Below are 22,368 nucleotides of genomic sequence, written 5' to 3'. Positions count from 1 at the left end.
GTTAGGACCTAGGACATCATCGCATGTCCTAGGTTCTTTTTCTGTATAAAGGGTTAAATTATCAAATTATCATTGGAAACTAACTTACAACATGATGCATTCATACTATTATTTGTAAATTCAAGCTATAATATGATTGGTACTTAAACGTTAGACGTGGTATTTTATAAAAATAGCTTATATCAATATGAGAAACGTTGAAATGATACATAATTTTAATTTAAGAAATATACATATTAATTGAGAGAATTATTATTGCTGAGAATAAAATTTGTTTTTAAATAGTCAGAGGTTTAAAATAGATTTGTTCAATGAAAGGTGGAGGTGCTGTTTGGCTAAAAAGAAAGTGATTTTTGAATGTATGGCATGTGGTTATCAGTCACCGAAATGGATGGGGAAATGCCCAAACTGTGGCGGTTGGAATCAAATGGAAGAAATTGTCGAACAAAAGGCAGCCAGTCCAAAACATGGCGTACGCAGTCGAGACAATGTATCTAAAGTACAAAAATTAAATGAAATTAAACATGAAACAACACCTAGGGTTAAAACAAATTCAAACGAATTTAACCGCGTACTAGGTGGAGGTATTGTTAATGGTTCACTTGTCTTAATTGGTGGTGATCCTGGTATTGGGAAATCGACATTACTATTACAAATTTGTGCATCATTATCCCAATCTAAAAACGTATTATATATCACTGGTGAAGAATCATTGAGTCAAACGAAATTAAGAGCGGAAAGATTAGATGAAGATTCTAGTGAATTAAATGTATTTGCCGAAACAGATTTAGAAGTAATCCATGAAACGGTTAAACAAATTAAACCAGATTTACTTGTTGTGGATTCTATACAAACAATATTCCACCCTGAAATCAGCTCGGCACCAGGCTCGGTGTCACAAGTTAGAGAAAGTACGCAGAGCTTAATGAATATAGCTAAACAGATGAATATTGCGACGTTTATTGTCGGACATGTAACAAAAGAAGGTCAAATCGCTGGGCCGCGTTTACTTGAACATATGGTGGACACAGTGCTTTACTTCGAAGGTGATGAACACCACGCATATCGTATTTTAAGAGCTGTGAAAAACCGTTTTGGTTCTACAAATGAAATGGGTATCTTTGAGATGAAGCAAACAGGTTTGAAAGGCGTTAAAAACCCTTCGGAAATGTTTCTTGAAGAACGTTCAGCCAATGTACCAGGTTCCACGATTGTTTCTACCATGGAAGGTACGAGACCTTTATTGATTGAAGTACAAGCATTAGTGACACCGACAACTTTTAATAATCCGAGACGTATGGCAACGGGCATAGATCATAATCGATTGAGTTTGCTCATGGCCGTATTAGAAAAGAAAGAAAATTATCTCCTTCAGCAGCAAGATGCTTATATCAAAGTTGCGGGTGGTGTGAGACTTACTGAGCCAGCAGTAGATTTAGGTATCATTATTGCGACGGCTTCAAGCTTTAAAGATTTAACGGTGGACGGCTTGGACTGTTTCATCGGTGAAGTAGGTCTTACTGGAGAAGTCAGACGTGTTTCTCGAATAGAACAACGTGTCCAAGAAGCTGAAAAATTAGGGTTCAAACGTGTGATTATCCCTGAGTCCAATATCGGGGGATGGCAATTTCCTGAAGGTATAAAAGTAATTGGGGTTAAAAGTGTTCATGAAGCTTTAAAATACGCATTAACAAAACATTAAAAATAATTATGCTTTAATAATATAAGGTTGAATAATTGTCGGAAGAAAGGAGCGTTAACTTGTGAACATGATAAGACTTATTGTTATCTTGTGCTATATCATTTTAGGTGCAAGTATAGGTGTATACCTTTTGCCAGAAATCTTTGATGATATAGGGCTAGGTAATATATCATTATTAACTAATACGTATTTTAATGGACTACTAGGTATTATAATTTTCTTTTTAATATTTGGTTGGTTTATTAAAAAAGCAACACTTGCTTTAAAAGAATTAGAACGAACAATTATGCGTCAAAGCGCAGTAGAAATTTTATTTGCTACAATTGGACTAATGATAGGCTTACTGATTTCAGTTATGATATCTTTTATATTCCAAATTATCGGCAACAACATCATCAATCATTTTGTACCAATCATTATTACAATTATTTTAGGTTATTTCGGCTTCCAATTTGGTTTGCGAAAACGTGACGAAATGTTGCTATTTTTACCAGAAAATATGGCGCGTTCTATGTCTATCAATGCACGAAACGCAGTGCCAAAGATTATAGATACAAGTGCAATTATAGATGGCCGAATTTTAGACATTATTGAATGTGGATTTATTGATGGTGAAATATTAATTCCTCAAGGTGTAATCAACGAACTTCAAGTCGTTGCGGACGCCAATGATAGTGTGAAACGTGAGAAAGGTCAACGTGGTTTAGATATATTAAACTCTTTATATGATACAAATCATCCGACTAGAATTATTCATCCGACGAAAACGCATAGCGATATTGATGCATTGTTAATTAAATTAGCGCAACATTATAGAGCGCACATTATAACGACAGATTTTAATTTAAATAAAGTATGTCATGTGCAAGGAATCCAAGCACTTAATGTGAATGATTTATCTGAAGCAATCAAGCCCTCTGTACATCAAGGTGACCGATTCAGTCTATTACTTACAAAAATGGGTAAAGAGTCTGGGCAAGCAGTTGGTTATTTAGACGATGGAACGATGGTTGTTGTGGATAACGCTAAAAAACACATTGGCGAACATATCGATTTAGAAGTGATTAGCTTATTACAAACTTCATCGGGTAGAATTATTTTTGCGAAAAAATTAAATTAAAATGTAGGGTTTCATGTGAAACTGTAGCAAATGTTGTTACAGTTTCGTGTGGAGCCTTTTTTATATTTAAAAATATAGACAAAGTCATGGTTAATTTAAGCACAGCAATATCATATTAGCGGTTAAAGTGCTACAATAGATAGCGAAATTGTATTTCTAAAAAAGGAATGTCACATAATCAATTATTGTGTGATGCTTGGAGCAGACTTTGGTAAGAGATACTTTAAAAAATAATAAGCTATGGTATGATTAATAAGCGATAAATAATAAACTTATTAATGGTTGAGCGGTATTTTTTTATAAATGATAAGTAGATAAAAGATATGCGTTCGGCTTATTTATTGCGTTTGTGAAACGCATTTTACATTAATAACGTATGTTGAAAATAATTAATATGATAAAACGGGAGTGAACATAATGAGTGATCGTGTAAGAGTGAGATACGCACCAAGTCCAACTGGATATTTGCATATCGGTAATGCAAGAACTGCATTATTTAACTATTTATTTGCTAAACATTATGATGGTGATTTTGTAATTCGTATTGAAGATACGGATAGTAAGCGTAATTTAGTTGATGGAGAATCATCGCAATTTGATAACTTAAAATGGTTAGGTATCGAATGGGATGAATCTGTTGATAAAGATAAAGGTTATGGACCGTATCGTCAGTCTGAACGTGCAGAAATTTATAATCCGCTGATTCAACAATTATTGGATGAAGACAAAGCTTACAAATGTTATATGACTGAAGACGAATTAGAAGAAGAGCGTCAACAGCAAATTGAACGTGGTGAAATGCCGCGTTATGGTGGTAAACATGCACATTTAACTGAAGAAGAACGTCAACAATTTGAAGCGGAAGGTCGCAAACCTTCAATTCGTTTCCGTGTACCTAAAGATACGACATATTCATTTGATGATATGGTTAAAGGTGAAATTTCATTTGATTCAAATAACATGGGTGACTGGGTCATTGTTAAAAAAGATGGTATCCCAACGTATAACTTTGCGGTAGCTATCGATGACCATTACATGGAAATTTCAGATGTTATTCGTGGTGATGACCATATTTCAAACACACCAAAACAATTAATGATTTATGAAACATTTGGTTGGGAAGCACCAAGATTTGCACATATGTCACTTATCGTAAACGAAGAACGTAAAAAATTAAGTAAACGTGACGGTCAAATCCTACAGTTTATCGAACAATATCGTGATTTAGGATATTTACCTGAAGCATTATTTAACTTTATTACATTGTTAGGTTGGTCACCAGAAGGCGAAGATGAAATTTATTCTAAAGAAGACTTTATTAAAATCTTTGATGAAAAACGCCTATCTAAATCGCCAGCATTTTTCGATAAACAGAAACTTGCATGGGTTAATAATCAATATATGAAACAAAAAGATACTGAAACAGTATTTGAATTAGCTTTACCTCACTTAATTAAAGCTGAATTGTTACCGGAAAATCCAAGTGAAGCGGACCTAGATTGGGGACGTAAACTTGTTTCACTTTATCAAAAAGAAATGAGCTATGCTGGAGAAATTGTACCGTTATCGGAATTATTCTTCCGTGATGAACAAACATTAGGTGACGATGAGCAAGAAGTTATTGCAGGTGAGCAAGTACCAGAATTGATGAACCATTTATATAGTAAATTAGAAGCACTTGAACCATTTGAAGCTGCTGAAATTAAAAAAACGATTAAAGAAGTTCAAAAAGAAACGGGTATCAAAGGTAAACAATTATTTATGCCTATCCGTGTTGCTGTTACTGGTCAAATGCATGGCCCAGAATTACCAAATACAATTGAAGTATTAGGTAAAGATAAAGTATTATCACGTTTGAAAAAATATGTATAAATAAGCGTTGAGTATTGTAAAGGTTGTGTTAAATAGATAACACTTGAAAAATTACAATAAACAACCTATGATTAACATTGAAATCAGCAAAGGATTAGTATGTGATGGACGGTGTCAAGAGAGTGTGCGGTAGCTGTGAGCACATCACTTAAATTACAGAATGCACCTTTGTGCAAATAAAGTGAATAACTTAAATGAGAATTATAAGGAATAGACTTGATATCAATCAGTACAAAGTTTGATTTAGGCAATTACTTATATAAAATGAGAGTGGAACCGTGCAAAAGCACCTCTAACAATAAAGTTAGGGGTGCTTTTTTATAAGGAGGTAGCAACCTTGTTTAAGATGTTGAAAAGAATAAAAGACGATGTAAATATGGTGTTTGAACAAGATCCTGCAGCACGTACAACTTTAGAAGTTGTTACTTCATATGCAGGCGTGCATGCGGTCTGGAGTCATTTGATTGCACATGAACTATATAAAAAGAAAAAATATGTCTTAGCGAGATTAATTTCACAAATTACACGCTTTTTTACAGGTATTGAAATTCACCCAGGCGCCCAAATCGGTAGACGTTTATTCATTGACCATGGCATGGGCGTAGTGATTGGAGAAACTTGTCGAATTGGAGATAATGTAACGATTTATCAAGGCGTTACATTAGGCGGTACGGGTAAAGAAAAAGGAAAACGCCATCCAGATATAGGGGATAATGTACTTATTGCTGCGGGAGCAAAAGTACTTGGTAATATTACAATTAATTCAAATGTGAATATCGGTGCGAACTCAGTCGTACTTAATACTGTACCTAGTTATTCAACTGTAGTCGGTATTCCAGGACACATTGTAAAACAAGACGGCAGACGTATTGGCAAAACATTTGATCACCGTAATTTACCTGACCCAATCTACGAGCAATTAAAAGAACTTGAAAAACAACTTGAGAAAACAAGAAATGGAGAGATACAAGATGATTACATTATATAATACATTAACGCGTCAAAAAGAGACGTTTGAACCAATTGAACCTGGTAAAGTTAAAATGTATGTTTGTGGACCAACTGTATATAATTATATTCATATCGGAAATGCACGACCAGCTATCAATTACGATGTAGTAAGAAGATATTTTGAATATCAAGGCTATGAAGTCGTATTTGTTTCAAATTTTACAGATGTAGATGACAAATTAATTAAACGCTCAAAAGAATTGGACGAATCAGTTGAAACGATTGCTGATCGCTACATTGATGCATTCTACGAAGATGTAGGTGCGTTAAATGTAAAAAAAGCAACGTCTAATCCACGTGTTATGAATCATATGGATGACATCATTAACTTTATAAAAGACCTCGTTGATGAAGGTTATGCTTATGAAAGTGGCGGCGATGTTTATTTTAGAACACGAAAATTCCAAGATTACGGTAAATTAAGCCATCAATCTTTAAATGATTTAAAAGTAGGCGCACGTATTGAACAGGGTGAACAGAAGGAAGATGCATTAGATTTTACGTTATGGAAGCAAGCTAAACCAGGTGAAATCAGTTGGGAAAGCCCATTTGGTGAAGGTAGACCTGGCTGGCATATTGAATGTTCAGTAATGGCTTATCATGAATTGGGTGCCACAATTGATATTCATGCGGGTGGTACAGATTTACAGTTCCCACACCATGAAAATGAAATTGCGCAATCAGAGGCACATAACCACGCGACGTTTGCGAACTATTGGATGCATAATGGTTTCATCAATATAGATAATGAAAAAATGAGTAAATCATTAGGCAACTTTGTTTTAGTACACGACATCATCAAACAAATTGATCCAGATGTATTACGCTTTTTCATGATTAGTGTACATTATAGAAGTCCTATTAATTATAATATGGAACTTGTCGAAGCGGCTAAAAGCGGTTTGGAACGTGTACGTAACAGCTATCAAGCGATTGAAGAACGTGAAGCAATTGCTACAGATATTGAAGCGCAAAGTGATTATATTGCTGAAATAGATAAAATTTTAGAGCAATTTGAAACCGTTATGAATGATGATTTTAATACAGCGAATGCTATTACTGCTTGGTATGATTTGGCTAAATTAGCAAATAAATACGTGCTAGAAAACACAACGTCTACGAAAGTACTTGGACGTTTTAAAGAAGTTTATCAAATCTTTAGTGATGTACTAGGAGTGCCTTTGAAAGGCAAAGATAGTGATGAACTACTAGATGAAGAAGTCGAAGCGCTGATTGAAGAAAGAAACAATGCAAGAAAAGATAAAGATTTCGCTCGAGCAGATGAAATACGTGATCAACTAAAAGAACAAAATATTATATTAGAAGACACGCCTCAAGGTGTGAGATTTAAACGTGGCTAATATGAATAATAAATTATTAAATCCGTTGACACTTGCTTACATGGGTGACGCTGTCTTAGATCAACACGTGAGAGCATATATCGTTTTAAAATTAAAAGCAAAGCCTAATCGTTTACATCAAGAAGCTAAACGCTACGTTTCAGCTAAGAGTCAAGCGCTGACGCTAGAGTCATTAATGGAAAATGAATGGTTTTCAGAAGAAGAATTAGATATCGTGCGTCGAGGTAGAAACGCTAAAAGTTATACCAAAGCAAAAAATACAGATATTCAAACATATAGAAAAAGTTCTGGGCTAGAGGCAATCATTGGTTATTTATATTTAGAAAAAGAAGATGCACGTTTAGCGGCACTATTAGAACAAATTGTACAAATCGTAGACGAAAGGTAGTGATACTATGGAAGAGATTGTAATTGTTGGTCGACATGCAGTAAAAGAAGCTATTGTCTCAGGACATACTATTAATAAAATTCTGATTCAAGATACTATCAAAAAAGGCCAAATCAACGAAATTTTAAAATTAGCGAATAGTAATAAAATTATAGTTCAATCTGTACCGAAATCTAAAATAGATGGATTGTCAGATTCACCTCACCAGGGTGTTGCTGCTTACATTGCTCCATATGAATATGCGGACTTTGATGCATTTGTTGCGCAACAAAAAGCACAAGATAAATTATCAACAGTATTAATTTTAGATGGTTTAGAAGACCCACATAACCTAGGATCAATCTTAAGAACCGCAGATGCTTCAGGTGTTGATGGTGTCATAATTCCTAAGAGACGTTCAGTTGCTTTAACACAAACGGTTGCCAAAGCATCGACGGGCGCTATTCAGCATATACCAGTAATGAGGGTGACTAATTTGGCTAACACGATTGAAACGCTAAAGGATAACGGCTATTGGATTGTTGGTACTGAAGCTGAAAATTCAACGGACTATAGAGAAATGGATGCTGGCATGCCACTAGGTATTGTGATAGGTAGTGAAGGTCAAGGTATGAGCCGTTTAGTTAAAGAAAAATGCGATTTCTATATCAATATTCCAATGGTAGGTCATGTTAACAGTCTAAATGCATCAGTAGCGGCAAGTTTAATGATGTATGAAGTTTTCCGCAAACGTAATCATATCGGAGATAAAGCATGAAAGATCGTTATTTAATCATTGATGGATATAATATGATTGGACAATCGCAGGAATTAAGTCGTATTGCACAAGATAACCTTGAAGAAGCACGTGAACAATTGCTCATTGCTATAGCGAACTATAACGCAGTCATTGCGGATGAAGTTGTCTGCGTATTCGATGCTTATGAACAATCCGGAGCGCCTACAGAATATATGTATCATGGTGTTAAAACGATTTTTACAAAAGAAAAAGAAACTGCAGATAGCTACATTGAACGTTATGTATATGACTTATATGACAAACATACAAGACATATTACAGTGGTTACGAGCGATATGAGTGAGCAACATGCTATTTTTGGTGCAGGTGCATATCGTGTGTCTTCAAGAGAAATGTGGAGAGATTTAAGAGAAAATGAAATTTCTGTATCGAAAAAGCTAGATGGATTTAATGAACAGAAACCCAGAACGCGTATCGAACTTTCAAATGAAATTCTTGAAGAATTTGAAAAATTAAGACGCGGCGATAATCATTAATTATTATAGCGGAGTTTGATTTTTTCAGTCCAACTGCTGTAATCTTTCTTTACTTCAAGGAAAGGATAACAGTAATGACAAGAAATAACCGCATTCCAACTAACACTTTAATTAATGGAGAAAAGAGAACCAAACCAATCGATGTGCCTGAAATTTTTAAAGTCTTAAGCCCAATGATTCGTAGACGTTTATATCACTTTGCTATACATCCAAACGACCAAGAAGATTTGTGTCAAGATGTGCTCGTAAGATTATACTGTGCATTTAAAAAATTTGATTTCACTGATGACACACCTATTGAGCATTATATAAACCGTGTGATTAAAAATGTAAAAAATGATTATATCCGTAAAAAATGCTATGGCAACCAACGACAAGAAATGCTGGTCAATGAATTTATAGTCAATTATCAAAATAGTAAAACAGAACACCCACTTGATAAACATATATTAGCTTTAGAGATAGGAAGTCAATTACAACAGGGATTAATGAAACTGACGGTCTTAGAAAAAAGTATCGTAATCTGTTTACTAAATGACTTTAAGCCGAAAGAAATTGCTGAAACACTAAATATACAAATCAAAGTGGTTTACAATGCGATACATCGTTGTAAAATGAAATTAAGACGCTATTTAGAAAATGAGAAATAGCGCGTGTTTTATTTAATTGTAACGGTCTGAATATATAGCATATCACGTACAAAGACGTTATTGCCGATTGACAATTGACTTAGAAATTATGTATAGTAGATTGGTATTATAATGAGTAAGGGGAAGACGAATGAAAAAAGTACCATTGAATTGTGAAGTGTGTGGTAATCGAAATTATAACGTTCCCAAACAGAGTAATCTTGCATCTAGACTGGAATTGAAGAAATATTGTCCGAGATGTAATGCACATACGTTGCATAAAGAATCGAAATAACAAACGACATATTAAATTTACAATTGAGTGAATATGCCCTTCCATTTTAAGTTGAGTGTATTGTATTTGCTTGATTTGTTGCATGGAATAAGCAAATAAGGAATAACGAAATATACGGAGGTCTTATAAATGGCTAAAAAAGAGAATTTCTTCCAAGGCGTAAAGTCAGAAATGGAAAAGACAAGTTGGCCAACGAAAGAAGAATTATTTAAATACACAGTCATTGTTGTAGCTACAGTAGTATTTTTCTTAGTATTCTTCTATGCCTTAGACTTAGGAATTGGTAGAATTATAGAGTTAATTAAATAGATAGGAGTGACGACATGTCTGAAGAAGTTGGCGCAAAGCGTTGGTATGCTGTGCATACTTATTCTGGTTATGAGAATAAAGTGAAAAAGAATTTAGAAAAACGTGTTGAATCTATGAATATGACTGAACAAATATTCAGAGTTGTTATACCAGAAGAAGAAGAAACACAAGTTAAAGATGGCAAAGCCAAAACATTAACTAAAAAAACATTCCCAGGATACGTGCTAGTCGAGTTAGTAATGACTGACGAATCGTGGTATATCGTAAGAAATACACCTGGTGTAACAGGGTTTGTTGGTTCAGCTGGTGCTGGATCAAAACCAAATCCATTACTTCCTGAAGAAGCACGCTTCATCCTTAAACAAATGGGCATGAAAGAAAAAACAATCGATGTTCAAATTGACTTAGGTGAACAAGTAAGAATTAAATCAGGTCCATTTGCAAATCAAGTTGGTGAAGTTCAAGAAATTGAAGCGGATAAATTCAAACTTACTGTTCTTGTAGACATGTTTGGTAGAGAAACGCCAGTAGAACTAGAATTTGATCAAGTTGAAAAACTGTAAGGCATATCAGAACGATGGTACTGGTAGAGGTCATACACAACTTGCAAAAGTTAGAAGTATGACTTTATATACATTATGTACAGCTGATTACAGAATTAATTTAGAAGAAAAAGATGAATTTGGCCTCACGTATTAACAGAAGCTAAAAGCTATAGCATTTTTGGTCTTTGCTAATAGTTAAGGAGGCAGTTGCTGGCTAGTTTAAAAAGCCTTTAAAATTAGGGCTCATTAACACTAGTCATCTTTCTCATGTGGGATACGGGCTTTATTGTAGTGATATTAGATTTATGTTCCGTTCCCAAAATTTTACAAATTACCATTGCTTTATGTAATGGGTTAATGTTATAATACTGTGGTCGCGCTCATAGAGCGTTCATTTCGTCACGAAATGTAGAAGAGTGGGAGGACAAAACTGAGTCCTGTGACCACATCACGATATCAAGGAGGTGCACATCGTGGCTAAAAAAGTAGAAAAAGTTGTTAAATTACAAATTCCTGCAGGTAAAGCAAATCCAGCACCACCAGTTGGTCCAGCATTAGGTCAAGCAGGTGTGAATATTATGGGATTCTGTAAGGAATTCAACGCACGTACACAAGAAGACGCAGGTTTAATTATTCCGGTAGAAATCAGTGTTTATGAAGACCGTTCATTTACATTTATTACAAAAACTCCACCGGCGCCAGTACTACTTAAAAAAGCAGCAGGCGTTGAAAAAGGTTCAGGCGAACCTAACAAAACAAAAGTTGCTACAGTAACTAAAGATCAAGTACGTGAAATTGCAAACCAAAAAATGCAAGATTTAAATGCTGCAGACGAAGAAGCAGCTATGCGTATTATCGAAGGTACTGCTCGTAGTATGGGTATCACAGTTCAATAATATAAATTAGTAATGAAAACATAGATTGACGATAGAAGCAGGTGACAGAAATGACAAACATGATGACAGCGTTCAATATTGTCGTAATATGAGGAGAAATGTCATTTATTAAGGAATGTTAATTCCTAAGATAAAATACAATTTTGACCTCACTGTTATCTGCTCTTAACTTGTGAAAGCAAGTAAATGTGGGAGGAAATTCCGCTAAAACCACTAAAGGAGGAACATGAAATGGCTAAAAAAAGCAAAAGATATCAAGAAGCAGCTAGCAAAATCGATCGCTTAAAACACTATAATGTTGAAGAAGCTGTTGAACTAGCTAAAGAAACAAACATCGCTAACTTTGATGCATCAGTTGAAGTAGCATTCCGTTTAGGTATTGATACTCGTAAAAATGATCAACAAATCCGTGGAGCAGTAGTGCTTCCAAACGGTACTGGTAAATCACAACGTGTATTAGTGTTCGCAAAAGGAGACAAAGCAGCAGAAGCTGAAGCAGCAGGTGCTGATTTCGTTGGCGAAGGCGAATATGTAGAAAAAATCCAACAAGGTTGGTTTGACTTTGACGTAGTAGTAGCTACACCAGACATGATGGGCGAAGTTGGTAAACTTGGTCGCGTATTAGGACCTAAAGGTTTAATGCCTAACCCTAAAACTGGAACAGTAACTATGGACGTTAAAAAAGCTGTTGAAGAAATCAAAGCTGGTAAAGTAGAATATCGTGCTGAGAAATCAGGTATTGTTCATGCATCAATTGGTAAAACATCATTTGATACTGACAAACTTGTTGAAAACTTCAAAACTTTACAAGACGTATTAACTAAAGCAAAACCTGCTTCAGCTAAAGGTACGTACTTCAAATCTGTTGCTGTAACTACAACAATGGGTCCTGGAGTTAAAGTTGATACTTCAAGCTTCAAACTATAATCTATAAATAAATGAAAAAGGCTGAAAGGTTTACTTTCAGTCTTTAAAAAAATATTGACATTGTACATTAATTTAGTTATATTGGTTAATGTATTATTTTACCTAAGACAGTAGGAGTTAGTAATAACTTAAAATTTGATCCTACCGAGGCTAAAATTGACTTGAACGTGAAGATTTTAGATCTTTCAAGCACTTTTTGCCGTGGGTAGAAAGTGCTTTTTTTATTGGATAATCTGAGGAACTGACGAACGTCAATCAACAGAACTTCAAAATTAAAAGCACCAAACTAAAATCTATGGAGGTGTCTAAATGTCTGCAATCATCGATGCAAAAAAACAAGAAGTTGATATTATTGCTGAACAACTTAAAAACTCAGTATCTACAGTTATCGTTGACTATCGTGGTCTAAGCGTTGCTGAAGTAACTGAATTACGTTCACAATTACGTGAAGCTGGTGTTGAATACAAAGTATTGAAAAACACTATGGTTCGTCGTGCAGCTCAACAAGCTGGTATTGACGGTTTAGATGAATTCTTAGTAGGTCCTACTGCAGTTGCTACTTCAACAGAAGATGTTGTTGCTCCAGCAAAAGTTATCGCAGGATTTGCAAAAGAACATCAAGCATTAGAAATTAAAACAGGTGTTATGGAAGGCAATGTTATTTCTGCTGAAGAAGTTAACACTGTTGGTACATTACCATCACACGACGGTCTTGTTTCTATGCTTTTATCAGTATTACAAGCTCCAGTACGCAACTTCGCTTATGCAGTTAAAGCTGTTGGAGAAGACAAAGAATCAAAAGAAGAAAGCGCTGAATAATTGCGCATAAACTAATTAAAATTAATGGAGGAATATTAAAAATGGCTAATCAAGAACAAATCATTGAAGCAATTAAAGAAATGTCAGTTTTAGAATTAAACGACTTAGTAAAAGCAATTGAAGAAGAATTTGGTGTAACTGCAGCAGCTCCAGTAGCAGCAGCAGGCGCAGCAGCAGGCGGAGACGCTGAAGCTGAAAAAACTGATTTCGATGTTGAATTAACTTCAGCTGGATCATCTAAAATCAAAGTCGTTAAAGCTGTTAAAGAAGCTACTGGCTTAGGATTAAAAGATGCTAAAGAATTAGTTGACGGAGCTCCTAAAGTAATCAAAGAAGCTTTACCTAAAGAAGAAGCTGAAAAACTTAAAGAAGCATTAGAAGAAGTTGGCGCTACAGTAGAATTAAAATAATTCTAGCTTGCTAACAATTCATAATTATATATTGAGGCTTATCTGCGTTGCTTAATGCGACAACTACTTCGGTACGTTGGGATTGAGTGCGCTATAGATAGGCTGATATCTTTGAGAAATGAAAACCCCGTTATCCATATAACGGGGTTTTATCTTATTTGATCAATATCCAATCAAACGGGTATAGTATTAATCTAAGAAGAATTAGATTAAAGAGGTGTAGTCATGAATCATTACTATGATGAAAATCCTGAAGTAGAAAGTGATGAGTTGCTTTTTACGTACTCCTACGATAACCATGATTTAGAACTAATAACAGATTCAGGTGTATTTTCTAAAGGGAAAATAGACTTCGGCTCTGATTTATTAGTGACAACATTTTTGAAAGCATATCCCCCTGGTCCCACGAAGAAAATTATAGACGTTGGTTGTGGCTATGCCCCTATCGGTTTAATGATTGCAAAAGTTTCCCCACATCACGAAGTGACAATGGTTGATATTAACCAAAGAGCACTATCATTATCAAGAAAAAATAAAAAAAGAAACCGTATAGACAATGCTGAGATTATTGAAAGTAATGGTTTATCACAAGTAGAAGATGACACTTATGATTTTGTACTGACTAATCCGCCGATTAGAGCAGGGAAGCAAGTCGTTCACAGTATTTTAGAAGATGCTTTTAATAAATTGAAACAAGGCGGCGCCTTGTATGTAGTAATTCAGAAAAAGCAAGGTATGCCGTCAGCAAAGAAAAAAATGCAAGAAACATTCGATAACGTGGAAGTATTAGAAAAGAGCAAAGGTTACTACATTTTAAGAAGTGTAAAAGGTTGATTAAACAGCTGTATTCTGATATAGTAATAGAATGTAAAAAATTATGTTCAATAAGTGTGTACTTTTACGTATAAATTAACAATGTATATAAAGTGAAATAGAAAATGGTGTCATGAGTATGCTACCGTTTTCTTTTTGTCTAATTATATTGGGTGATTTAGTAAAAGTAAACACGCAATTTTTGAGGGGTGAATCTGTTTGGCAGGTCAATTTGTCCAATATGGAAGACATCGTAAACGTAGAAACTATGCGAGAATTTCAGAGGTATTAGAATTACCGAATTTAATTGAGATTCAAACTAAGTCTTACGATTGGTTCTTAGAAGAAGGTTTATTAGAAATGTTTAGAGACATTTCTCCGATTGAAGATTTCACAGGCAATCTATCTTTAGAGTTTGTAGATTACAGACTTGGAGAACCGAAATATGATTTAGAAGAATCTAAAAACCGTGATACAACGTATTCTGCACCTCTACGTGTTAAAGTGCGTTTGATTATCAAGGAAACTGGCGAAGTAAAAGAACAAGAAGTGTTTATGGGTGATTTCCCATTAATGACAGATACAGGTACATTCGTAATTAACGGTGCTGAACGTGTTATCGTTTCACAATTAGTTCGTTCACCATCCGTATACTTCAATGAAAAACTAGATAAAAATGGTCGTACCAACTTCGATGCTACAATTATTCCAAACCGTGGTGCTTGGTTAGAATATGAAACAGATGCAAAAGATGTTGTTTACGTACGTATTGATAGAACTAGAAAATTACCATTAACAGTATTATTACGTGCTTTAGGTTTCTCTACAGATCAAGAAATCGTTGATCTTTTAGGTGACAATGAGTACTTACGTAATACTTTAGAAAAAGATGGTACAGAAACAACAGATCAAGCGCTATTAGAAATCTATGAGCGTTTACGCCCTGGTGAACCACCTACAGTAGAAAATGCTAAGAGTCTTTTATATTCTCGTTTCTTCGATCCGAAACGTTATGACTTAGCAAGCGTAGGTCGTTACAAAGCAAACAAAAAACTTCATTTAAAACACCGCTTGTTTAATCAAAAATTAGCAGAACCTATTGTTAATACTGAAACAGGTGAAATTGTTGCTGAAGAAGGTACTGTGCTTGATCGTCGTAATCTCGATGAAATCATGGATGTACTGGAAGCAAATGCTAACAGTGAAGTCTTTGAGTTAGAAGGTACAGTGATTGATGAACCTGTTGAAATTCAATCTATTAAAGTTTATGTTCCTAACGATGAAGAAGGACGTACAACGACAGTGATTGGTAATGCATTCCCTGATTCAGAAGTGAAATGTATTACACCAGCAGATATTATTGCATCAATGTCTTACTTCTTTAACTTATTAAGTGGTATTGGCTTCACAGATGATATTGACCACCTTGGTAACCGTCGTCTACGTTCAGTAGGTGAATTGTTACAAAACCAATTCCGTATTGGTTTATCAAGAATGGAACGTGTTGTACGTGAAAGAATGTCTATCCAAGACACTGATTCTGTAACGCCACAACAATTAATCAATATTCGTCCAGTGATTGCATCTATCAAAGAATTCTTTGGTAGTTCACAATTATCACAATTCATGGACCAAGCGAATCCGTTAGCTGAGTTAACGCATAAACGTCGTTTATCAGCTCTAGGACCTGGTGGTTTAACGCGTGAACGTGCTCAAATGGAAGTACGTGACGTTCACTATTCTCACTATGGCCGTATGTGTCCAATTGAAACGCCAGAGGGTCCAAACATCGGACTTATTAACTCGTTATCTAGTTATGCGCGTGTAAATGAATTCGGCTTTATTGAAACACCTTACCGTAAAGTGGATCTTGAAACGAATTCAATCACGGATCAAATTGACTATTTAACAGCTGATGAAGAAGATAGCTATGTTGTAGCACAAGCAAACTCAACATTAGACGAAAATGGCCGTTTCACAGCAGACGAAGTTGTTTGTCGTTTCCGTGGTAATAATACAGTTATGGCCAAAGAAAAAATGGATTATATGGATGTCTCACCTAAACAAGTTGTTTCTGCAGCGACAGCATGTATTCCTTTCTTAGAAAACGATGACTCTAACCGTGCATTGATGGGTGCGAACATGCAACGTCAAGCAGTGCCATTGATGAATCCAGAATCACCATTTGTAGGTACAGGTATGGAGCACGTGGCAGCACGTGACTCTGGTGCAGCAATTGTTGCAAAACGTAAAGGTCGCGTTGAGCACGTTGAATCTAATGAAATTCTTGTTCGTCAACTTATCGAAGAAGACGGTCAAGAATACGAAGGCGAATTAGATCGCTATCCATTAGCTAAATTCAAACGTTCAAATACGGGTACTTGTTATAACCAAAGACCTATCGTTGCTTCTGGTGACGTAGTAACTAAAGGTGAAATTTTAGCCGATGGTCCTTCAATGGAACTTGGTGAAATGGCATTAGGTAGAAACGTAGTTGTTGGTTTCATGACTTGGGACGGTTACAACTATGAGGATGCTGTTATTATGAGTGAACGCCTAGTTAAAGATGACGTATATACGTCTATTCATATTGAAGAGTATGAATCAGAAGCGCGTGATACGAAACTAGGACCTGAAGAAATCACTCGCGATATTCCTAACGTTTCTGACAGTGCACTTAAAAACTTAGATGACCGTGGTATTGTATACGTCGGCGCTGAAGTTAATGATGGTGACATCTTAGTAGGTAAAGTAACGCCTAAAGGTGTAACAGAATTAACTGCAGAAGAACGTTTACTACACGCTATCTTTGGTGAAAAAGCACGTGAAGTTCGCGATACATCATTACGCGTACCTCATGGTGCAGGTGGTATTGTTCTAGATGTTAAAGTCTTTAACCGTGAAGAAGGAGACGATACATTATCTCCAGGTGTTAACCAATTAGTGCGTGTTTATATCGTTCAAAAACGTAAAATTCACGTAGGAGATAAAATGTGTGGTCGTCATGGTAACAAAGGTGTTATTTCTAAACTTGTTCCTGAAGAAGATATGCCATATCTTCCAGACGGCACACCAATCGATATCATGTTGAACCCACTTGGTGTTCCTTCACGTATGAATATCGGACAAGTATTAGAGCTACACTTAGGTATGGCTGCTAAAAACTTAGGTATTCACGTTGCATCACCAGTATTTGATGGTGCAAGTGATGAAGACGTTTGGTCAACAATTGAAGAAGCTGGTATGGCTCGTGATGGTAAGACAGTATTATACGATGGACGTACGGGTGAACCATTCGATAACAGAATTTCAGTCGGCGTTATGTACATGCTGAAACTTGCACACATGGTTGATGACAAACTACACGCACGTTCAACTGGACCATATTCACTTGTAACGCAACAACCACTTGGTGGTAAAGCACAATTTGGTGGGCAACGTTTCGGTGAAATGGAAGTATGGGCACTTGAAGCTTACGGTGCTGCATATACACTTCAAGAAATTTTAACTTACAAATCCGATGATACAGTAGGTCGTGTGAAAACATATGAATCTATTGTTAAAGGGGAAAATATTACTAAACCAGGTGTTCCTGAATCATTCCGAGTATTGATGAAAGAATTACAAAGTTTAGGACTAGATGTTAAAATCATGGACGAGCATGACAATGAAATTGACATGCAAGATAATGAAGAAGAAGATGTCGTTGAACGTAAAGTGGATCTTCAACAAAAAGATGCTCCACAATCACAAAAAGAAGTTACAGACTAATTGCATTTAAGTTTATAAATGAATATGCCGTGAAGAGCTGTGTGCTTAATTAGTGCACACTCTAAGCGGGCATTTCATTATTGATATAGAGCGATCAATCAATTTGCACAGCTAATCTAAATTGAAGGAGGTAGGCTCCTTGATTGATGTAAATAATTTCCATTATATGAAAATAGGACTTGCTTCACCTGAAAAAATCCGTTCATGGTCTTTTGGTGAGGTTAAAAAGCCAGAAACAATAAACTATCGTACTTTAAAACCAGAAAAAGATGGTCTATTCTGTGAAAGAATATTTGGACCTACAAAAGACTGGGAATGTAGTTGTGGTAAATACAAACGCGTACGTTACAAAGGTATGGTTTGTGATAGATGTGGCGTAGAAGTAACTAAATCTAAAGTGCGCCGTGAAAGAATGGGGCACATTGAATTAGCTGCACCTGTATCACACATTTGGTATTTCAAAGGTATTCCAAGCCGTATGGGTCTATTATTAGACATGTCACCAAGAGCGTTAGAAGAAGTTATTTACTTTGCTTCATACGTTGTTGTTAATCCAGGACCAACTGGATTAGAGAAAAAGACATTATTATCTGAAGCTGAATTCAGAGAATACTATGATAAATTCCCTGGTAAATTCACAGCTAAAATGGGTGCTGAAGGTATCAAAGAATTACTTGAAGAAATTGATTTAGATGCTGAACTCAAGCACTTACGTGATGAGTTAGAATCAGCTACTGGTCAAAGACTTACTCGTGCAATTAAACGTTTAGAAGTTGTTGAATCATTCAGACATTCTGGTAACAACCCAGCATGGATGATCTTAGACGTACTTCCAATTATCCCACCAGAAATCAGACCAATGGTTCAATTAGATGGTGGACGTTTTGCGACAAGTGATTTAAATGATTTATACCGCCGTGTTATCAACCGTAACAACCGTTTGAAACGTTTATTAGACTTAGGTGCTCCTGGCATCATCGTACAAAATGAAAAACGTATGTTACAAGAGGCTGTTGACGCACTTATTGATAATGGTCGTCGTGGCCGTCCAGTAACTGGTCCAGGTAACCGTCCATTAAAATCACTTTCACACATGTTAAAAGGTAAACAAGGTCGTTTCCGTCAAAACTTATTAGGTAAACGTGTTGACTATTCAGGTCGTTCAGTTATTGCAGTTGGACCTAGCTTGAAAATGTATCAATGTGGACTACCTAAAGAAATGGCACTTGAATTGTTCAAACCTTTCATTATGAAAGAATTAGTTCAACGTGAAATTGCGACAAACATCAAAAACGCGAAAAGTAAAATTGAGCGCATGGATGATGAAGTATGGGATGTATTAGAAGATGTTATTAAAGAACACCCAGTTCTTTTAAACCGTGCACCTACACTTCACAGATTAGGTATCCAAGCATTTGAACCTACACTTGTTGAAGGTCGTGCGATCCGTCTACATCCACTTGCTACAACAGCTTATAATGCCGACTTTGATGGTGACCAAATGGCTGTTCACGTACCATTATCTAAAGAAGCTCAAGCTGAAGCGCGTATGTTAATGTTAGCAGCGCAAAACATCTTGAACCCTAAAGATGGTAAACCAGTTGTTACACCATCACAAGATATGGTATTAGGTAACTATTACCTTACATTAGAGCGTAAAGAAGCAGTGAATACAGGTACGATTTATAATGATACGAACGAAGTACTAAAAGCTTATGCAAATGGCTACGTTCACTTGCATACAAGAATTGGTGTACACGCAGCATCATTCAATAATCCTACTTTCACTGAAGAACAAAACAAAAAAATCTTACTCACGTCTGTTGGTAAAGTAATATTTAATGAAATCATTCCTGATTCATTTGCATATATCAATGAACCAACACAAACGAACTTGGAAAATAAAACACCTGAGAAATATTTCATTGCACCAACTGAAATTGGTGAAGAAGGCTTGAAAGCTTACTTTGATGAACAACCGTTAATCAAACCTTTCAATAAGAATTTCCTAGGAAATGTTATTGCAGAAGTGTTCAACCGTTTCAGCATCACTGATACGTCAATGATGTTAGATAGAATGAAAGACTTAGGATTCAAGTTCTCATCTAAAGCAGGTATCACTGTTGGTGTATCTGATATTGTGGTACTACCAGACAAACAAGATATCTTAGATGAACATGAAAAACTCGTTGAAAAAGTAACGAAACAATTTAATCGTGGTTTAATCACTGATTTTGAACGTTACAACGCAGTAATCGAAATTTGGACAGATGCCAAAGATCAAATTCAAAACGAATTGATGGGCTCACTAGAAGAAACAAACCCTATCTTTATGATGAGTGACTCTGGTGCCCGTGGTAACGCGTCTAACTTTACACAGTTAGCAGGTATGCGTGGACTTATGGCTGCGCCTTCTGGTGAAATTATCGAATTACCAATCACGTCTTCATTCCGTGAAGGTTTAACAGTGTTAGAATACTTCATCTCTACTCACGGTGCGCGTAAAGGTCTTGCCGATACAGCACTTAAAACAGCCGATTCTGGTTATCTTACTCGTCGACTTGTTGACGTTGCTCAAGATGTTATTGTACGTGAGGAAGATTGTGGTACTGACCGTGGTTTACTTGTTTCAGATATCAAAGAAGGTACTGAAATGATTGAACCATTCATCGAACGTATTGAAGGTCGTTATTCTAAAGAAACAATTCGTCATCCAGAAACAAATGAAGTAATTGTTAATCCTGATGAATTAGTAACTGCAGAAATCGCTAAGAAAATTACTGATGCTGGTATTGAGGAAATGTATATCCGTTCAGCATTTACATGTAACACACGTCATGGTGTATGTGAAAAATGTTACGGTAAAAACCTTGCAACTGGTGAAAAAGTTGAAGTTGGTGAAGCAGTTGGTACAATTGCTGCCCAATCAATTGGTGAACCAGGTACACAGCTTACAATGCGTACATTCCATACAGGTGGTGTAGCAGGTAGCGATATCACACAAGGTCTTCCTCGTATCCAAGAGATCTTCGAAGCACGTAATCCTAAAGGTCAAGCCGTGATTACTGAAATCGAAGGTGTTGTTGATGACATCAAATTAGCGAAAGATCGCCAACAAGAAATTGTAATTAAAGGCGCTAATGAAACGAAATCTTATCTAGCTTCTGGTACTTCAAGATTGAAAGTAGAAGTTGGACAAAGTGTTGAACGTGGTGAAGTTCTAACAGAAGGTTCAATTGAGCCTAAGAACTATTTATCTGTATCAGGTTTAAATGCAACAGAAAGTTATTTACTAAAAGAAGTTCAAAAAGTTTACCGTATGCAAGGTGTTGAAATCGATGATAAACACGTTGAGGTTATGGTTAGACAAATGTTACGTAAAGTACGTATCATTGAAGCTGGAGATACTAAGTTACTTCCAGGTTCATTAGTAGATATTCATAACTTTACTGATGCCAACCGTGAAGCATTTAAAGAACGTAAACGTCCTGCAACAGCTAAACCAGTATTACTAGGTATTACGAAAGCGTCTCTTGAAACTGAAAGCTTCTTATCAGCGGCTTCATTCCAAGAAACAACACGTGTACTTACTGATGCTGCAATTAAAGGTAAACGTGATAACTTACTCGGTCTTAAAGAGAATGTTATTATCGGTAAATTAATTCCAGCTGGTACAGGTATGAGACGTTATAGAGATGTTGAATACGATAAAGCTGCACCAGAAACTGAAATTGTAGAAGAAGTGCAAACTACTGAAATATAATTTTGAGTTAAATAAACAAGGTGGTCGGAATGCGATTTTCGATCACTTTGTTTTTTAATTATTTTTGCAAAATTATTGGATTTAAAGTTGACTCAGCAGTAATGAAAATGTTATTATTATTAAGGTTGATGCAAGCAGAACTTTGGAGGATATTTATATGTCTAATGAAAAAGTTGCACGCTTTAACAAACAACATTTTGTTATTGGTCTTAAACAAACGCTCAAAGCTTTGAATAAAGATCAAGTTACATCATTGATTATCGCTGAAGACGTAGAAGTTCATCTTATGACTCGCGTGTTGAGCCAAATCAATCACAAACACATACCTGTTTCATTTTTCGAAAGCAAACAAGCTTTAGGGAAATATGTAGGTATAAACGTTAATGTAGCTATTGTTGCATTATTAAAATGAGATTAGTAAGAATGATTCTTACTAAATTTTATTTACCCTTAAAATGAACC

21 protein-coding genes and 1 other annotated feature are annotated in these 22,368 nt (G+C 35.7%); all 21 genes read left to right on the top strand.

Annotated features, from left to right (window positions below; genetic code table 11):
* The first annotated feature begins 331 nt into the window (after positions 1 to 331).
* The 21 genes from radA (at position 332) to KA893_RS05220 (ending at position 22,318) form a co-directional block, all read left to right on the top strand.
* Positions 332 to 1,702: a DNA repair protein RadA gene (gene radA, locus KA893_RS05320; RefSeq protein ID WP_037539109.1), complete on the top strand. Its 1,371-nt coding sequence runs from the start codon at positions 332 to 334 to the stop codon at positions 1,700 to 1,702.
* A gap of 61 nt (positions 1,703 to 1,763) precedes the next feature.
* Entirely contained in the window at positions 1,764 to 2,822 is a 1,059-nt protein-coding gene (locus KA893_RS05315; protein WP_069821684.1) for a PIN/TRAM domain-containing protein, read from the top strand.
* Between the two features lie 417 nt (positions 2,823 to 3,239).
* Positions 3,240 to 4,694 carry a glutamate--tRNA ligase gene (gltX, locus tag KA893_RS05310; protein WP_002484175.1) on the top strand — a complete coding sequence of 485 codons (1,455 nt, stop codon included), beginning with the start codon at positions 3,240 to 3,242 and terminating at the stop codon, positions 4,692 to 4,694.
* Positions 4,695 to 5,040: 346 nt separating this feature from the next.
* Positions 5,041 to 5,682 (top strand): serine O-acetyltransferase, encoded by a 642-nt coding sequence (gene cysE / locus KA893_RS05305; protein ID WP_041079568.1) that lies wholly within the window; start codon positions 5,041 to 5,043, stop codon positions 5,680 to 5,682.
* A complete protein-coding gene (gene cysS, locus KA893_RS05300; protein WP_194376001.1) occupies positions 5,666 to 7,066 on the top strand; it encodes a cysteine--tRNA ligase in 1,401 nt (466 codons plus the stop codon). Before cysE ends, cysS begins: the two co-directional genes overlap by 17 nt.
* 1 nt (position 7,067) lies before the next feature.
* Entirely contained in the window at positions 7,068 to 7,454 is a 387-nt protein-coding gene (locus KA893_RS05295; RefSeq protein WP_011303846.1) for a Mini-ribonuclease 3, read from the top strand.
* 7 nt (positions 7,455 to 7,461) lie between these two features.
* Positions 7,462 to 8,211, top strand: coding sequence for a 23S rRNA (guanosine(2251)-2'-O)-methyltransferase RlmB (rlmB, locus tag KA893_RS05290; RefSeq protein WP_041079562.1), 750 nt, complete (start codon positions 7,462 to 7,464; stop codon positions 8,209 to 8,211).
* Positions 8,208 to 8,729 carry an NYN domain-containing protein gene (locus tag KA893_RS05285; protein ID WP_011303845.1) on the top strand — a complete coding sequence of 174 codons (522 nt, stop codon included), beginning with the start codon at positions 8,208 to 8,210 and terminating at the stop codon, positions 8,727 to 8,729. Before rlmB ends, KA893_RS05285 begins: the two co-directional genes overlap by 4 nt.
* A 74-nt stretch (positions 8,730 to 8,803) precedes the next feature.
* Entirely contained in the window at positions 8,804 to 9,379 is a 576-nt protein-coding gene (locus KA893_RS05280; RefSeq protein ID WP_002484169.1) for an RNA polymerase sigma factor, read from the top strand.
* Positions 9,380 to 9,509: 130 nt separating this feature from the next.
* Positions 9,510 to 9,653 (top strand): 50S ribosomal protein L33, encoded by a 144-nt coding sequence (gene rpmG / locus KA893_RS05275; RefSeq protein WP_011303843.1) that lies wholly within the window; start codon positions 9,510 to 9,512, stop codon positions 9,651 to 9,653.
* Positions 9,654 to 9,782: 129 nt separating this feature from the next.
* Positions 9,783 to 9,962 carry a preprotein translocase subunit SecE gene (gene secE / locus KA893_RS05270; protein ID WP_002484168.1) on the top strand — a complete coding sequence of 60 codons (180 nt, stop codon included), beginning with the start codon at positions 9,783 to 9,785 and terminating at the stop codon, positions 9,960 to 9,962.
* Between the two features lie 14 nt (positions 9,963 to 9,976).
* Positions 9,977 to 10,525 (top strand): transcription termination/antitermination protein NusG, encoded by a 549-nt coding sequence (gene nusG, locus KA893_RS05265; RefSeq protein ID WP_041079558.1) that lies wholly within the window; start codon positions 9,977 to 9,979, stop codon positions 10,523 to 10,525.
* A complete protein-coding gene (locus KA893_RS05260) occupies positions 10,512 to 10,661 on the top strand; it encodes a hypothetical protein (protein WP_160279500.1) in 150 nt (49 codons plus the stop codon). The genes nusG and KA893_RS05260 overlap by 14 nt, the downstream gene beginning before the upstream one ends.
* 319 nt (positions 10,662 to 10,980) lie before the next feature.
* Complete coding sequence (rplK, locus tag KA893_RS05255; RefSeq protein WP_002484165.1) at positions 10,981 to 11,403, top strand: 50S ribosomal protein L11; 423 nt, start codon at positions 10,981 to 10,983, stop codon at positions 11,401 to 11,403.
* A gap of 231 nt (positions 11,404 to 11,634) precedes the next feature.
* Positions 11,635 to 12,330: a 50S ribosomal protein L1 gene (gene rplA, locus KA893_RS05250; protein WP_002484164.1), complete on the top strand. Its 696-nt coding sequence runs from the start codon at positions 11,635 to 11,637 to the stop codon at positions 12,328 to 12,330.
* Positions 12,331 to 12,413: 83 nt separating this feature from the next.
* Positions 12,414 to 12,561, top strand: a sequence feature (ribosomal protein L10 leader region).
* Positions 12,562 to 12,639: 78 nt separating this feature from the next.
* On the top strand, positions 12,640 to 13,149 hold the full coding sequence (rplJ, locus tag KA893_RS05245; RefSeq protein WP_002484163.1) for a 50S ribosomal protein L10: 510 nt from the start codon (positions 12,640 to 12,642) through the stop codon (positions 13,147 to 13,149).
* A gap of 41 nt (positions 13,150 to 13,190) precedes the next feature.
* Positions 13,191 to 13,559, top strand: a complete 369-nt coding sequence (gene rplL / locus KA893_RS05240) for a 50S ribosomal protein L7/L12 (RefSeq protein WP_002484162.1) — start codon at positions 13,191 to 13,193, stop codon at positions 13,557 to 13,559.
* A gap of 225 nt (positions 13,560 to 13,784) precedes the next feature.
* Complete coding sequence (locus KA893_RS05235; protein WP_210125603.1) at positions 13,785 to 14,393, top strand: class I SAM-dependent methyltransferase; 609 nt, start codon at positions 13,785 to 13,787, stop codon at positions 14,391 to 14,393.
* Between the two features lie 198 nt (positions 14,394 to 14,591).
* Positions 14,592 to 18,143, top strand: a complete 3,552-nt coding sequence (gene rpoB, locus KA893_RS05230; RefSeq protein ID WP_047502362.1) for a DNA-directed RNA polymerase subunit beta — start codon at positions 14,592 to 14,594, stop codon at positions 18,141 to 18,143.
* 166 nt (positions 18,144 to 18,309) lie between these two features.
* The gene (gene rpoC, locus KA893_RS05225; protein ID WP_002484158.1) at positions 18,310 to 21,906 is read left to right on the top strand and encodes a DNA-directed RNA polymerase subunit beta'; all 3,597 of its coding nucleotides are present in this window, start codon (positions 18,310 to 18,312) and stop codon (positions 21,904 to 21,906) included.
* 157 nt (positions 21,907 to 22,063) lie between these two features.
* Positions 22,064 to 22,318 carry a ribosomal L7Ae/L30e/S12e/Gadd45 family protein gene (locus tag KA893_RS05220; protein ID WP_002484157.1) on the top strand — a complete coding sequence of 85 codons (255 nt, stop codon included), beginning with the start codon at positions 22,064 to 22,066 and terminating at the stop codon, positions 22,316 to 22,318.
* Positions 22,319 to 22,368 lie beyond the last annotated feature (50 nt).

Origin of the sequence: Staphylococcus sp. GDY8P126P, assembly GCF_017891965.1 — a bacterium.
In the GTDB taxonomy this organism is placed as follows: domain Bacteria; phylum Bacillota; class Bacilli; order Staphylococcales; family Staphylococcaceae; genus Staphylococcus; species Staphylococcus saprophyticus.
Note: the sequence above shows the minus strand (reverse complement) of the source record. Positions and strands in the feature narration are given on the sequence as shown.